Origin of the sequence: Parasphingomonas frigoris (assembly GCF_036663815.1) — a bacterium.
Taxonomy (GTDB): domain Bacteria; phylum Pseudomonadota; class Alphaproteobacteria; order Sphingomonadales; family Sphingomonadaceae; genus Sphingomonas.
On the sequence record NZ_JAXOJQ010000003.1, the window covers coordinates 126,921 to 141,043 of the forward strand.

General features: G+C 66.8%; 10 protein-coding genes and 1 tRNA gene. 7 read left to right on the plus strand and 4 right to left on the minus strand.

The window, feature by feature from the left end:
• Both U1872_RS10800 and U1872_RS10805 read right to left on the minus strand, forming a co-directional pair.
• Window positions 1-1,581 carry a carboxylesterase/lipase family protein gene (locus tag U1872_RS10800; protein WP_332792913.1) on the minus strand — a complete coding sequence of 527 codons (1,581 nt, stop codon included), beginning with the start codon at window positions 1,579-1,581 and terminating at the stop codon, window positions 1-3.
• Window positions 1,582-1,725: 144 nt separating this feature from the next.
• Window positions 1,726-4,047 carry a TonB-dependent receptor gene (locus U1872_RS10805; RefSeq protein WP_332792914.1) on the minus strand — a complete coding sequence of 774 codons (2,322 nt, stop codon included), beginning with the start codon at window positions 4,045-4,047 and terminating at the stop codon, window positions 1,726-1,728.
• Window positions 4,048-4,439: 392 nt separating this feature from the next.
• Between U1872_RS10805 and U1872_RS10810 the strand changes: the two genes are divergently transcribed.
• Both U1872_RS10810 and U1872_RS10815 read left to right on the plus strand, forming a co-directional pair.
• Entirely contained in the window at window positions 4,440-5,453 is a 1,014-nt protein-coding gene (locus U1872_RS10810) for a glycosyltransferase family 2 protein (protein WP_332792915.1), read from the plus strand.
• 90 nt (window positions 5,454-5,543) lie between these two features.
• Complete coding sequence (locus U1872_RS10815; RefSeq protein ID WP_332792916.1) at window positions 5,544-7,106, plus strand: glycosyltransferase family protein; 1,563 nt, start codon at window positions 5,544-5,546, stop codon at window positions 7,104-7,106.
• 223 nt (window positions 7,107-7,329) lie between these two features.
• On the opposite strand, the gene U1872_RS10820 is transcribed toward U1872_RS10815, so the two are convergent.
• Window positions 7,330-7,404, minus strand: a tRNA-Gly gene (locus U1872_RS10820).
• 194 nt (window positions 7,405-7,598) lie between these two features.
• Between U1872_RS10820 and U1872_RS10825 the strand changes: the two genes are divergently transcribed.
• From U1872_RS10825 to U1872_RS10835, 3 genes are read left to right on the plus strand one after another with little or no spacing between them, the layout of a single operon-like run.
• On the plus strand, window positions 7,599-8,495 hold the full coding sequence (locus tag U1872_RS10825; RefSeq protein WP_332793613.1) for a tetratricopeptide repeat protein: 897 nt from the start codon (window positions 7,599-7,601) through the stop codon (window positions 8,493-8,495).
• Window positions 8,492-9,118: an LON peptidase substrate-binding domain-containing protein gene (locus U1872_RS10830; protein WP_332792917.1), complete on the plus strand. Its 627-nt coding sequence runs from the start codon at window positions 8,492-8,494 to the stop codon at window positions 9,116-9,118. Before U1872_RS10825 ends, U1872_RS10830 begins: the two co-directional genes overlap by 4 nt.
• On the plus strand, window positions 9,115-9,315 hold the full coding sequence (locus tag U1872_RS10835) for a hypothetical protein (protein ID WP_332792918.1): 201 nt from the start codon (window positions 9,115-9,117) through the stop codon (window positions 9,313-9,315). Before U1872_RS10830 ends, U1872_RS10835 begins: the two co-directional genes overlap by 4 nt.
• A 297-nt stretch (window positions 9,316-9,612) precedes the next feature.
• On the opposite strand, the gene U1872_RS10840 is transcribed toward U1872_RS10835, so the two are convergent.
• Complete coding sequence (locus U1872_RS10840; RefSeq protein WP_332792919.1) at window positions 9,613-10,830, minus strand: UbiH/UbiF/VisC/COQ6 family ubiquinone biosynthesis hydroxylase; 1,218 nt, start codon at window positions 10,828-10,830, stop codon at window positions 9,613-9,615.
• A 114-nt stretch (window positions 10,831-10,944) separates the two neighbouring features.
• On the opposite strand from U1872_RS10840, the gene U1872_RS10845 reads away from it, so the two are divergent.
• Window positions 10,945-13,260, plus strand: coding sequence for an FtsK/SpoIIIE family DNA translocase (locus tag U1872_RS10845; RefSeq protein ID WP_332792920.1), 2,316 nt, complete (start codon window positions 10,945-10,947; stop codon window positions 13,258-13,260).
• 64 nt (window positions 13,261-13,324) lie between these two features.
• Window positions 13,325-13,936: a LolA family protein gene (locus U1872_RS10850; protein WP_332792921.1), complete on the plus strand. Its 612-nt coding sequence runs from the start codon at window positions 13,325-13,327 to the stop codon at window positions 13,934-13,936.
• Window positions 13,937-14,123 lie beyond the last annotated feature (187 nt).

The following is a 14,123-nucleotide window of genomic DNA, read 5'->3' on the forward strand; positions in this document are numbered from 1 at the left end:
TCAAAACAGCGCAAGCTTCCCCCCGGCGCCGGCGAAGGCGCGATAGGTGGCAAGCAAGGTCGGATCCATCGGCGCGCGTGCCTGGGCCGGCGCATCGAACATCATGATGTGCCCACCCGCGACGGTCGGCCAGGCCGGCAATCCTTGTCCGTTCGGGTCACCGTGCAGGACGAAATTCACCCAGTAGCGCCCCATCAGGGTCTCGAGCGCACGGTCAGCCGGGCGCGGCTGCGGGATGGCCGCGGCGACGGTGCCGAGCACATAGGGAACCTCGGACGTATGGAAGCTGCCGAAACGGCGACCGATCGCATCGTCCTGCGGATGATCAAAGCGATAGCCGTAGACCGGCGCGGAGCGCGGCGCGCGCGCTTCGGCCCAGAGCAGCATCGCTGCGGTCGCCTGGTCGCGCAGCAGGCTGCGCGCGGCCAGCGTCGTGTCGGCGCTCCGGGCATAGAAAGGCGCGAAGGCCTGCGCCTCTGCGCCGAAACGCTTGCCGAGCAAGGCCGTCAGCCCGGCTGCGGTCGCGCTCTGCCAGTCGGGCGCGGTGCTGGCTTCATCGGCGGTCAGGCCGGTCAGGACCGGCACATCGCCGCGTTCGGCCGCCGGATCGGGCAAGACCTTCGGCTCGGTGATCGGAACGAAGCGAAGCCCGGGCGGTCCCACCGCGGGCGCATGAGACGCGCGGGCGACGGCCTCCGCCGACAAGCGTCGCAACGCGCCGATGTCGGCGGCTCCGGCGGCGGCCGCAACGCGCACGCCCTGCGCTTCGGCATCGGCGAGCGGTGGCGCGGCGATGCCCATGCCCGATCCGCTCTGCGCGACTGCTTGGCGGAACAGCCCGCGCGCCGACGGTGCCGCCAGCAGCGCGTGGACCGAAGCCGCCCCAGCCGACTGGCCGGCGATCGTCACCCGATCGGGATCACCCCCGAACCGCGCGATGTTACGGCGGACCCAGCGCAGCGCCGCGACCTGATCCATCAATCCATAATTGCCCGACGATCCCGCTTCGGTGGTCAGGCCGGGATGGGCGAGAAAACCGAAGACGCCGACGCGGTAGTTGATCGACACGACGACGATGCCGTGGCGTGCCAGCGGCGCGCCGTCGTAGATCGGAACCGAACCCGAGCCGCCCGCAAAGCCGCCGCCGTGGATCCAGATGAGGACGGGCTTTCGCGCGGCAAGCGACGGCGTCCAGACGTTCAGCGCGAGACAGTCCTCGCTCATCGTGCCGGTCGGGAAATAGGCCGGCGACCAGGGTGAACCGCCCGGCGGAATGTAGGGCGGATCCTGATAACAATCCGCACCGAACGCCGTCGCGGCGCGTTTGCCGTGCCAGGTCGGGGCGGATCGCGGCGCGCGCCAACGATTGGCGCCGCCGGTGTCGCCGGCATAGGGTACGCCCAGAAAGGCCATGACCGCGCCGTCGCGCTTGCCGATCACGGTGCCGGTTTCGACACGCGCCTCGGGCATGGCCGGCGCGGGGCGGGCAGCGACGGGCGCCAGCGCACCGACCGGCAGGCCGGCGGTTATCCCGCAGACACCGATCGCCTTGGCCAGCCGCCTGAGGAGTTTAGCGCGCACGATCGAGAACCCCTTCGCTGTGGCATCCGGCGATCGATCGGACGCCCCCTGCCCGCCCGCCCGCCCGACCTGTCCGCCCCCGGAAGAGGACAGGAGGTGTCGGCGACGAATCATCGCCACGCACAGGCGCGGCGATGGTTCGGATCAGAAGTCGACCGAGAGACGGACGCCGTAGGTCCGCGGCGTGCCGAACTGGAAGTTGAAGACATCGTCGGGACCGGCCGCGGTGTAGTTGGCGTAGGTGAGCGGCCGCACGTTTTCGAGATTACGGGCGAAGGCCTGGATCCCGAACGCCTTGTTTGCCGGCTTGTACTCGAGGCTCAGGTCGGTCTGGGTGTAGGCCGTCTGGCGGGTATCGCGGTAGTTGAAGAAGCTCAGGAAATAGTCGCTCTTGAAGCGCGAATAGGCGCTTGCCGTCACCGTTCCGGCCGAACCGAGGCGGAACACATGGTCGTAGCCGACACCGATGACGTACCGCGGCGTCTGCGGCAGGCGATTCCCCGCGAGGTTGGGGTTGTCGACCGTCAGCAGCGATGTCTGGTTCGGGTTGGCTGGGTTCAACACGGCGTAGGACGCTGCGAAATCATCATATTTCGCGTACAGATAGTTGAACGTCGCGTTGAAGGTGTCGTTGTCCGACAGGTGGATCACGCTCTCGACTTCGACGCCGTAAATCGTCGCCTTGCCCGCATTGAACGTCTGTGAGCCGAGCGCGGCGTCGAGCAGCACGTCGTTCTGCAGGTCCTTATAGTTATAATAGAAACCGGCGACGTTGAACTGGTTGCGCGATCCCGGGCCGTAGTTGAGCTTGAGCCCGCCCTCGTAGGCCGTGTTGGTCTCAGGCTTGAAGCCACCGCGCGAATCGAACCCGCCGGATTTATAGCCGGTGGAGACCTTGCCGTAGATCAGCGTGTTGCGGTTTGGCTTGTAGTTCAACCCGGCGAGATAGTTGACCTTGCTGCCCTCGTATCGAAGATTGAGGGTCGTCGGCGAGGGGCCCGTCAATTCCACAAGACCGGAATTGAACTGGAAGCCGTAGTCGCTGTACGCACCGCTGCGCTTGTCCTTGGTGTAGCGCAGACCACCGACGGCCGTCAGCTTGTCGGCAAGCGGCACTTCGACCTGCCCGAATGCCGAATAGCTCTCGCTCAGGGTCGGGCGACGGAAGTAGTTGATATAGCTTCCCTTTGGACCAACGAAGGGATTGTACAGCCCGCCGTTGCTCGACAGCGCCTCGCGAAAATAGAAGACGCCGGTCTGCCACTGGATGCCGCTGACATCGCCGTTGAGGCGCAGTTCGTGGCTGTGGGTCTTGACCGACCCGCCCCAGTTGCGGCTCGCATACGCCGGGCCAAGCCCCAACACCCCGTCGGTCGAGGTGGTGCGATACCCGCCGGTGTAGGTCAGCGTAGCCGGGCCGAAATTGTAGAGCAGCCGCCCGCGCACCGCATCGGAGCGCAGATTGAAGATGCCCAATCCGGTCAGCGGCGCGTCATAGGTATCCCGGTTGATCGATTGCAGGAAGTTCGTGTTCTGCGGGATGCACTGCACGCCAGGCGTCTGCGCGCCGACCTGGACATAGCCGTTCAATTCGCAATTGCTGCCCGGCGCATTGGCGGGAAGGTTGAGGTTGGTATAGGCCTGCGACGCGGTGATGATCCGCTGCTCGGCATGTTCGTAGGATGCATCGATCACGAGGCCGTCGATTGGCTTGAGGCGAATGCTGGCGCGCCCATCCCAGGTGTGATCGTCGCCGCTGCGGTCGCCCTTGCGGGCCTGGAACTGCGGCAGCGACAGGAAGGCGCCGCTGTTGGGGTGACGATTGTAGCCGTCATGGTCAGAATAGATGCCCGACAGACGCACACCGCCGATATCGCCGACCGGGATATCCACGCCGCCCTGCGCGATCACCTGGTTGTAATTGCCGTAGGTGGCGGAGGCATCGACCGCAAATTCCTGGCCCGGCTTGCGCGTGATGAAGTTCACCGCGCCGCCGGTCGAGTTGCGTCCGTACAGCGTGCCCTGTGGCCCGCGCAGCACTTCCACGCGATCGACATCGAAGATCGCCGCGTTGAGGACGTTGGGGCGATTGATATATTCACCGTCGATGTTGACCGCGATCGACTGATCCTGCGTTTCACCGGCGCTCAGCGTGCCGACACCACGCACCGTTACGCGGGTCAGGTTCGTATCGCTGGTGATCTGCAGCGATGGCGAAACCCGCTCGACCGCTGTGACGTTCGTGACCCCGGCCGCAGTGAGCTGCGTGCCCGACAGCACCGAGATGGCGATCGGCACGTCCTGGACCGACTGGCGACGATTCTGTGCGGTGACGATGATATCTTCGTTGCTCGCATCCGCGGCGGCGGCGGGCGTGGTGCCGATCGGCGTGGTATCGGGTGTACCAAGCGGCGGTGACGCTGGGTTGGTCTGCGCCGATGCCGTACCGGCCAAAACGACGGCCACAGCGAATAGCGATGCGCCCACAACGATTTTCATACAGGTTCCCCTCCAGCGGACCGATCGGATCAGTCTTTTTATAATTACAATGTTCGTTCTAATTATGAAGGCTGGGGATCGTCAAGGGTTTTCGTCAACAGCAGCCTGACCGGGTCGGCGGGCAGGCCGCAGGCGTAGTGCGCGCGCGGGGAAATCCACGCTAAACGACACCGATGTCGGCACTTTTGCGCTGCCTTCGCCGCCGCAGACCGCGCGCTAAAAACAGTCTCTGGACGCCCCTGTGCCAGACGCGGTGCGCGCCGCGCACGGCATTAACGGTCTTTGGTAAGAAAATTTCAACCACGTTAGCGCGAGATTAATCCTTCGCCGATAGCGTCGCGGGCGAAGGGGTGGCGGGCATGAGCTTTCAACTGATTGGCAGAGACCACCATGCCGCTTTCCAGCGCGGTGCCGATACCGCCGCGCGCACCGCCCCGGTCGGGCTTTCGATCATCGTTCCCGTCAAGGACGAGGAGCAGGCAATCCGTCCGTTCCTGGCGCGAACGGTGCCGCTGCTGGAGGCGCTGACCGACGTCGCCAGCTGGGAAATCCTGTTCGTCGACGACGGCAGCACCGACGCCACGCTACCGATCATCATCGCGGCAAGCCAGCTCGACTGCCGCGTGAAGGCGATCTCGCTGTCCCGCAACTTCGGCAAGGAAGCCGCGCTGTCCGCCGGGCTCGACTATGCCACGGGACTTGCCGTGATTCCGATCGACGTCGACATGCAGGATCCGCCCGAAGCGATCGCGTCGCTCGTCGCGCGGTGGCGCGAAGGGTTCGAAGTGGTCTACGGCGTGCGCACGGATCGTCGGTCGGACAGCAGGACCAAGCGCTGGTCCTCCTCGCTTTACTATCGTTTCCACAATTTCATTTCAGCGGATCGCATTCCGGCAAATGCGGGCGATTTCCGTTTGCTCGACCGCAGTGTCGTCGAGGTGATCCGGATGTTGCCGGAGCGCAACCGCTTCATGAAGGGCATCTTCGCCTGGTCCGGATTCAAGCAATCCTCGGTCGAATATGCGCGCGATCGGCGCGCCGTGGGCGAGACGAAATTCAGCTATTGGAAGCTGTTCACGCTCGCGATCGACGGCATCACCGCATCGTCCACCGTCCCGCTGCGGATCTGGAGCTATATCGGCGGCGTCATCGCACTGCTGGCGTTCGCTTATGCCGCTTTCATCGTCGTCGACACGATGATCTACGGTCCGGCGGTCAACGGATACCCTTCGATCATCACCGCGGTGATGTTTCTCGGCGGGATCCAGCTCGTGTCGCTGGGCGTGCTCGGCGAATATATCGGGCGGATCCTGATCGAGACCAAGCAGCGCCCGCTCTACGTCTTGCGCAGCAGCATCGGACTGACGATCTGACATGACGCCAACGACCGTCGACCGCAGCGGGGGGATTGCCCCCAGCCACCGGGGACTCGCGCCGGAAGTCCGCTTTCGCAAGGGCCTCCCATGCTGAAGCGTGGTCCGGCCGCGACGCTGGCGGCGACGGCGGCGATCCGCCGGCGCGCCGCCCCGATGCTTGCGGGAACGACGCTGTTGTCGGCGACAGTCCTGGTCGCGGTCATCCTGATGACGCTGGTGCGTTTGGTCCCGCAGGTGGGATTGCCGCTGTGGCTCGACGAAACCTGGACCGCCACGATCGCGGGCCGCGCGACCTGGGCCGACTTCGCGCACGAGGCATGGCTCGATTGCAACCCGCCGCTCTATTACGCGGTGATGAAGCTGTGGGTGTCGGTCGCGGGACCGTCGAACATCGCACTTCGCCTGCCCAGTTTCGCGTTCATGATCCTGGCCGCCGCGCTGCCGCTCGCGTTGCCCGTCCGCGGGCTGAGCCGTGCGACCCGCTTGACCTGGGCGGCGTTGCTCTTCTGCTGGTGGCCAGGCCTCGCGATCACGCTCGACGCGCGCTGCTACACCATGCTGCTGGCGATCAGCGTGATGCAAACCATCCTCCACGTCGCGCTGCTGCAGCAGCCGTCGCTGCGGCGCGCGCTGGCCTGGACGATCTGTGCGGCGCTGGCCATCCTGACGCATTATTACGCGGTCGCGATCGTCGCGGCGCAGGGGCTGGTCTATCTGCACGTCCACCGCGGTCGCACGGTCCGCACCTGGCCCGCGCTGCTCGCGTTCGTCCCAACCCTGGCGTGGATGCTGCACCACGCCCCCCGGCTCGCCCAATATGCGCGCCCAGACGTCGCCTGGTATCTGCCGGTCGACGCCTATGCGCTGTCCGAATTCCTGGCCTATCTCTTCGGCATGCAGACGACGCGGTTTGCGATCATCGCCGGCGCGGGCATCGTGCTGCTGTGGTGGTCGATCCGCTATCGACCCGATCCGGTCCGCGACGAGGTCGGCGCGATCGACCCGGCGATCCGGTGGAGCGTGACCGCCGCGCTCGGCAGCGTCGCGTTCGCCATCGCGCTGGCGGTCGTCAAGCCGACGCTGTCCGATCGCTACCTGACCCCGGCGGTGCCCGCGATGTTGCTCGGCCTGGTGCTGTGTATCCGCCATATCCGCGGCACGCATCGGGCGTTCGCCGTGCTGGTCACGGTGTTCTGGCTGGGCAGCGCGGCGCCCTATACGCTGACCCAGAACCTGAGCAACCGCGCGACCTATGGCTATGAGCGGAGCTCGAGCTACCTTGCCGCCGCCCGCCCGGAGACGCTCGTCTTTGCCTGGGATCATCCCGCGACCAAGATCATGGCGCGCGAATCGCTCGATCGGATCGGCGGCTACTTCCTGCGGCGCGACGGGGTGCCCGTTACGGTCGTCCCGGTCACGCTGCGGCTTGGCGAAGACCCGAGCCCGCGCCTGCTCGCCGCGGCGACGGGCGCGCGCCCCGCGATTCTCTGGCTGTACGACAGCCGCCATGGATCGGTCGCCGGCCGCGACAGCTTTGCGGTCGAGCGGCAACCGGGATGGCAATGCCGGCACTGGCGGCAGCGCTGGGTCGGCGTCGTGGCATGCGCCCCTGCACGGCTGTTCAACGGCCCGGACGCGCCTCGGCGCTAGCGTCATCCCGCGCCACGCGCGTTGGATCGATCGCCATACGCCAGCCGAGGACGCCGTTGACCGCACACTAGGCGGAGGCGAAACGTCTCAGGCGCCACCGACAAGCAGCACGCGCGACACCGACCATGGTGGCAGATGCACTATCTCTGGGGTGAAGCGAGCGGTTCGGGTCCGAAGCAGATATCTGCCTCGGCGCTAACCTACTGGTTTTCGAAATGAAAACTGGAGCGGGCGAAGGGATTCGAACCCTCGACCCCAACCTTGGCAAGGTTGTGCTCTACCCCTGAGCTACGCCCGCTCTGGCGTTTACGGCCCGGTCAGTGGCTGACTGGGCGGGTAAGGTGGCGGGCTCTAACAGCGACATTGGCACTCGGCAACCCCCTTATCGCGATCCTGCGCAGATCGGCGAGAAAAGGGTTGGCTTCGCGCGCGCAGCGCCCACATAAGACGGGGAGCACACAAGCATTGGAGCGACACTTGGCCACCCTGGGAATGAGCGCCGCCGAACGCGAAGCGGTGGAGAGCTTCCGCCGCGACGTCGTCGAGCCGTCGATGACCAAGCTCGTCCTGATCGATTTCTGGGCGGAGTGGTGCGGGCCATGCAAGGCGTTGACGCCGCTGCTCGAGAAGGTCGCGGCCGCCTATGCCGACAAGGGTGTCGTGCTCGCCAAGGTCGATACCGACAAGAATCAGTTCATCGCCGCGCAATTCCAGATCAAGTCGATCCCGACCGTCTACGCGATGTTCCAGGGCCAGCTCGTCGCCGACCTGACGCCCGCGCGCACCGAGACGCAGCTGCGCACGATGCTCGACCAGCTGCTCAAGCAGTTGCCGCTCGAGAGCGAGGCGGCGGGGCTCGAGGCCGAACTCGAGCCGCTGATCGCGATGGGCGAGCAAGTGCTGGTCGAAGGTGATGCCGAGCGCGCAGTGGACGTGTTCACGCAGCTGAGCGAGATGGCGCCCGAACATCCTGCGGTGCTGTCGGGCATGGTGCGCGCGCTGGTCGCGGCCGGCCGGACCGACGAGGCCGAGGCGGCGATCGCCGCGCTCCCCGAGGAGATCGCCAAGCTTCCCGAGATCGAACGGGCGCGAAGCGCGCTGGCGCTGGCGCGTGACGTGCAGCCGGTCGACGATCTCGCGGGGCTCGCCGCCGAGGTGGCCGCGAACCCCGAGAATCACGAAAAACGCTTCGAGCTCGCCGGCGGCCAGATGGCGGCGGGCGACCGCGATGCCGCCGCCGACACGCTGCTCGCGATGATCGCCGCCGACCGCACCTGGAATGAGGGCGCGGCGCGGACGCAATTGCTCAAGATCTTCGAGGTCGTCGGGCTCGAGGATCCGTGGGTCTCGGCGCAGCGGCGCAAGCTCTCGGCGATCCTGTTCGGATGACGATCACGCGGCTCTCGATCTTCCCGCTGCCGGGCGCGTTGCTGTTCCCGGGCATGCACCTGCCGCTGCACATCTTCGAGCCGCGCTATCGTGCGATGATCTCGGACGCGATGGCGCGCGATCGGCGGATCGGCATGGTCCAGCCGCGGCCCAACGTCCCCGCGCGGCCCGACAAGCCGCCGCTGTTCGAGATCGGCTGCGTCGGCAAGATCTCGGAGTTCGAGGCGAGCGAGGACGGGCGCTACAATCTCATCCTCGAAGGGCTGTCGCTGTTCCGCATCGTGCGCGAATTGGACGTGACGACCGCCTTCCGCCAGGTCGAGGCCGAGCTGATCGCGGGATCGAGCGAGCCCGAGATCCTGTCGCTGTCGCGCCGCTCCGCGCTCGAGAGCGAATCGCGCGCTTTTGCCGATGCGCAGGGCTATGCGGTCGATTGGGACGCGGTGACGCGGCTCGACGACGAGGCGCTGGTCAACGGCATCGCGCAGATCGCGCCGTTCGACGTGGCGGCCAAGCAGGCGCTGCTCGAGGCGGGGCGCATCGAGGATCGCGCCGAGCTGATCATCCAGCTGATGCAATTCTTCGGGCGGCATGACGGTGAGGATTCGGTGACGTTGCAATGAAGGCCGCAGCGAAGCGCAAGGGCCGCGTCGGTGGCGCTGCGATGATGCTCGGGATGTTCTTCACCACGCTGTTCGACCCGAAGAAGGCAGCGGCGATCGTGCAGATCGATACGCAACGGCGGATCGGCAGCGAGAGCGAGCGGATCGCGGCTACGGCAAGTGCCCCGCGGAGCGGGGATGGGACTGTGCACGCCTGAACTGGTGGTCCGGCGGTTCGTCGGCGGATTGGTTCGCGCATAGGCGCGGAGGCGTAGAGAGGCTGCGCTCGGGTTGTAAGGGGGCTCCCCCTGCTCATCGCTTCCCCGGCGAAGGCCGGGACCTAGAAGCGCGAGGCCTTAGGTCGCACGTAGCGCCCAATCCGCTTGGTCATTTCGACCGGGCTCCGGTCTTCTCCGGGGAAGCGCTATTCAGTGAGCGCGCACCCCCGGCAACACTACCCTCCGCGCCTCTGCGCGAACTTAATCGACGCTGCCACGAACGCTGTAGCGAGCCGCCTAGACCGTGATCCCTTGCAACAGCTTCGGCACATCCCCGCTCTCGCCGCGCGCCTCGGCGATGAAGCGGCGCTTGAGCGGCGGCACGCGCTGCACCGCCGACAGACCCATCCGGCGCACCGCATTGGCGGTCTTGCCGGGGATGCCGAACAGCCGTGTCAGCCCGTCGGTCGCCGCCGCCACCATGAAGGTGTCGAGGCTGCGCCAGCGGTCGTAGCGTGCGAGCAACTGCGGATCGCCGAGATCGAGCCCGGTGCGCTTGCCCTCGACCAGCACCTCGACCAGCGTCGCCACGTCGCGGAAGCCGACGTTGACGCCCTGCCCTGCGATCGGATGGATGCCGTGCGCGGCATCGCCGACGAGTGCGAGCCGGTCCGACACGATCCGGGCGGCATGGTGGAAGCCGAGCGGATAGCTCATGCGATTGCCGAGCGGCCCGAGCTTGCCGAGGAAACCGCCGATGCGCTTGTCGGCCTCGGCGAGCCAGCCGCGATCGGACAGCTTCATCATCCCCGGCGCCTGATCGTGCGTCACCGACCAGACGATGCACGAGCGATGCCCCTGCTCGTCGTCGTTGAGCGGCAGGATCGCGAACGGGCCGTCGGGATAGAAAATCTCGAACGCGATGTTCTCATGGGCGTGTTCATGGTGCAGCGAGGTGACGATCGCGGCATTGTCGTAGCTCCAGCGCGCGACGCGCAGGCCCGCCGCCTCGCGCGTCGGCGAATTGCGGCCCTCGGCGGCGATTAGCAGCGGCGCCTTGATCACCGCGCCCGAATCGAGCGTGACGGTGACACCCGCGGCGCCGCGATCGACCGAAACCGCACGCGTCTGCATCCGCACGTCGACATTGGGGGCAGCCGATGCCGCCTCGAACAGTGCCGCGCGCAGCTTGCGATTCTCGATCATGTGGCCGAGCGCGCCATCGCCCGGCTCGGGTTCGAAATCGAGCGCGCCGGGTTCCAGCCCGTCACTCACGCGGATTCCCTGGATCGGGCAGGCGACGGGCGCCAACCGCTCGGCTACCCCGATCGCTTGCAACATCCGCCACGGCGCACCGGCGATCGCCGAGGCGCGTCCGTCGAAACCAGCGGCGAGAATCACCGCGGGATCGGCAATGTCGATGACGATCGCGCTGAGCCCATGCGTGTCGAGCGCCACGGCGAGCGCGCTGCCGACGAGTCCGCCGCCGAGGATGATGACGTCTGCTGTGTCCATATCCGCTGCTGTAGCGCCTCGTCCGGGCGCTCGCCAGCCCGCAAAGTCTTGACGCCGGAGCCGCCGCGCGCGATGAATCCGCAGCACAGACAGCGAACATCGGGACAAGTGATCATGGCGAGCCGCGCGCAGCCACCCTTATGGCGTGAAACCGTCAAGGCCGGCGCCGTGCGCAGCGGCGCCCTGATCGCCGCGATCGCGCTGGTCGGCGTGGTCGTGCTGCTCGTCGTCGCGGTCGCGAGCTATCATGCCAGCGATCCCTCGCTCAACACCGCCTCGGGCGGCGCGGCGCGCAACTGGCTGGGCAAGCCCGGCGCGCTGGTCGCCGACGCCGCCTTCTGGCTGCTCGGCCCGGCCTTCGTCATGCTGCTGCCGACGCTGCTGCTGATCGCCTTGCGGTTGTGGCGCGCGGTGCCGGTTGGGCGCTGGCGGCTGATGCTCGGCGCGTCGCTCGGTGGCGTGCTGCTCGTCGGCACGGGCTTTGCCTTGTTCTGGGGCGGCGCGGTGCAGTGGCTGCCGGCGGGCTATGGCGGCGCGCTCGGGCTGGTCCTGGCGCATGCGCTCCACGCGCTGATCGGCCTGATCCCCGATGCCACCGCCGTGGTGTGGACGACGCGCGGCGTGGCCGCGGCGTTCGCGCTCGCCGGAGTGGCGGCCTGGGCCTACAGCTTCACGATCGACGTCAGCGAGCGCCCGGTTCGCGTCGCGCGCGAGCCCAAGCGGCTGACCGACCAGCGGCGTGAATTCGGGGGTGATTACGAGGGCGAGCAGGACGTGCTGCCCCCCGAGCCGCCGCGCAAACTGTCGATGCCGCGCGCGCTGGCCAGCCCCGACGTGCGCCCCGGCCCGGTGATCGCCGATCGCCAGATGACGCCCGTCACGGTCGCCAAGCCCCGCGCCAAGCAGACGTCGATGGATTTCGGCGACAAGTCGATCCTGCCGTCGCTCGACCTGCTCAATCCGGCACCGCCCGCGATCGGCGGCCCGGTCGACAAGGTCGCGCTCGACCGCAATGCGCGTTTGCTCGAGACGGTGCTGAGCGACTTCCACGTCAAGGGATCGATCATCAACGTACGGCCGGGCCCGGTCGTGACGATGTACGAGCTCGAGCCCGCCCCCGGCATCAAGGCGAGCCGCGTGATCCAGCTCGCCGACGACATCGCGCGCAACATGTCGGCGGTGTCGGCGCGTGTCGCGACGATCCCCGGGCGCACCGTGATCGGCATCGAGCTGCCCAACGCCAAGCGCGAGACGGTCGGCCTGCGCGAACTGATCGATTCGCTCGACGACCAGCCGGGCTCGCTGTCGCTGGTGCTCGGCAAGAATATCGCAGGCGATCCGGTCATCGCCGATCTCGCGCCGATGCCGCACCTGCTCGTCGCGGGCACCACCGGCTCGGGTAAGTCGGTCGGGCTCAACTGCATGATCCTGTCGCTGCTCTACCGGCTCAAGCCCGAAGAGTGCCGGATGATCATGATCGATCCCAAGATGCTCGAACTCAGCATGTATGAGGACATCCCGCATCTCTACGCGCCGGTCGTGACCGATCCGTCGAAGGCGGTGCGTGCGCTGAAATGGACCGTCGAGCAGATGGAGGACCGCTATCGCCAGATGTCCTCACTCGGCGTGCGGTCGCTGGCGAGCTTCAACGACAAGGTGCGCGCGGCCAAGGCCAAGGGCCAGCCGCTCGGCCGCAAGGTGCAGACGGGGTATGAGCCCGGCACCGGCGCGCCGATCTACGAGGAAGAGACGCTCGACTATCAGGTGCTGCCGCAGATCGTCGTGATCATCGACGAGCTCGCCGATCTGATGATGACCGCCGGCAAGGAAGTCGAATTCCTGATCCAGCGGCTCGCGCAAAAGGCGCGCGCGGCGGGCATCCATCTGATCATGGCGACGCAGCGGCCATCGGTCGACGTCATCACCGGCGTGATCAAGGCCAACCTGCCGACGCGAATCAGCTTCCACGTCACATCGAAGATCGATTCGCGCACGATTCTGGGCGAGCAGGGCGCCGAGCAGCTGCTCGGCAAGGGCGACATGCTCTACATGCCCGGCGGCAAGGGCATCGTTCGCGTCCACGGGCCGTTCGTGTCGGACGACGAGGTCCGCGCGGTGACCGATCACTGGCGCGCGCAGGGGCAGCCCGATTACAACCAGGCGATCACCGAGGAGCCCGAGGATGGCTTCGCGATGGACGGCGCGCCGACCGGCGAGGATACCGCCGAGGACCAGCAATATCGCACCGCGATCCAGCTCGTCGTCGAAAGCCAGAAGGCGTCGACCTCGTGGCTGCAGCGCCAGCTGCGCGTCGGCTACAACAGCGCGGCGCGGCTGATCGAGCGGATGGAGAAGGACGGCATCGTCGGTCGCCCCGACCATGTCGGCCGCCGCGAGGTGTTGCGCGATCGCGACGGGAACCCGGTCTAGGGCTTTCCGGTTCAGAGCGGGTTCAAGCCGCTACGGGCTTAAGCGGCCCCGTCAGGAGATTATCGTGCCCCTTCGTTACCCAACCCTTCTCGCAGCACTTGCCGTGCCTGCCCTGGTGGCGGCCGCGCCGGTCGCCGACCTGTCGTCGGTGCAGACGCACCTGCAATCGGTCGAGAGCATGACCGCGACGTTCAGCCAGACCGATCGCGCCGGCAAGGTGCTGAACGGCGTGCTGACGCTCAAGAAGCCCGGCAAGATCCGCTTCCAATATGAAAAGGGCGTGCCGATCCTCCTCGTCGGCGACGGCAAGTCGCTGTGGTTCCTCGATTATTCGGTCGGACAGAAGCAGCGCTGGCCGATCGGCGGATCGCCGCTCGGCATTCTGCTCGACCCGTCGCGCGACATGCGCGGGATCGCCAAGGTTGTGCCGTCGGACAATCCCAACCTCGTCGCGGTCGATGCCGCCGACCCCAAGCATCCCGAATATGGCCGAATCAGCCTGGTGTTCGTGCGCAACCCCGCCGCGCCGGGCGGGCTGATGCTGCAGGGCTGGGTCGCGCTCGATTCGCAGAACAACCGCACGACGATCCGCCTGTCGAATCAGCGGTTCAACGCGCCGGTCAGCAATTCGACGTTCCAGTGGCGCGATCCAACACCGAACTCGGGCAGAAAATAGGCCGTCCCCGGATCGGTTCATATTGGCGACAGGTTCGCGTCGCTAAAGCCGGAATTGCGGATGCGAGGTGCTACCGGGATTTTTCCCCCTGTTGCCCGGACCCTTGCTTCCCGCCTGCGTGACGAACGCTAGGTCGGCCCTCGCTCCATGCCCCCGGAGCGGGGGCCTTTCTCTATCCGGCACCCGC

Bases quoted from the DNA above. Each gene is read 5' to 3' on its own strand.
- U1872_RS10825 (WP_332793613.1), top strand. From the start codon at position 7,599: ATGAGCGCCGCCGAACGCGAAGCGGTGGAGAGCTTCCGCCGCGACGTC.
- U1872_RS10840 (WP_332792919.1), bottom strand. From the start codon at position 10,830: ATGGACACAGCAGACGTCATCATCCTCGGCGGCGGACTCGTCGGCAGC.
- U1872_RS10835 (WP_332792918.1), top strand. From the start codon at position 9,115: ATGAAGGCCGCAGCGAAGCGCAAGGGCCGCGTCGGTGGCGCTGCGATG.
- U1872_RS10810 (WP_332792915.1), top strand. From the start codon at position 4,440: ATGAGCTTTCAACTGATTGGCAGAGACCACCATGCCGCTTTCCAGCGC.
- U1872_RS10830 (WP_332792917.1), top strand. From the start codon at position 8,492: ATGACGATCACGCGGCTCTCGATCTTCCCGCTGCCGGGCGCGTTGCTG.
- U1872_RS10845 (WP_332792920.1), top strand. From the start codon at position 10,945: ATGGCGAGCCGCGCGCAGCCACCCTTATGGCGTGAAACCGTCAAGGCC.
- U1872_RS10815 (WP_332792916.1), top strand. From the start codon at position 5,544: ATGCTGAAGCGTGGTCCGGCCGCGACGCTGGCGGCGACGGCGGCGATC.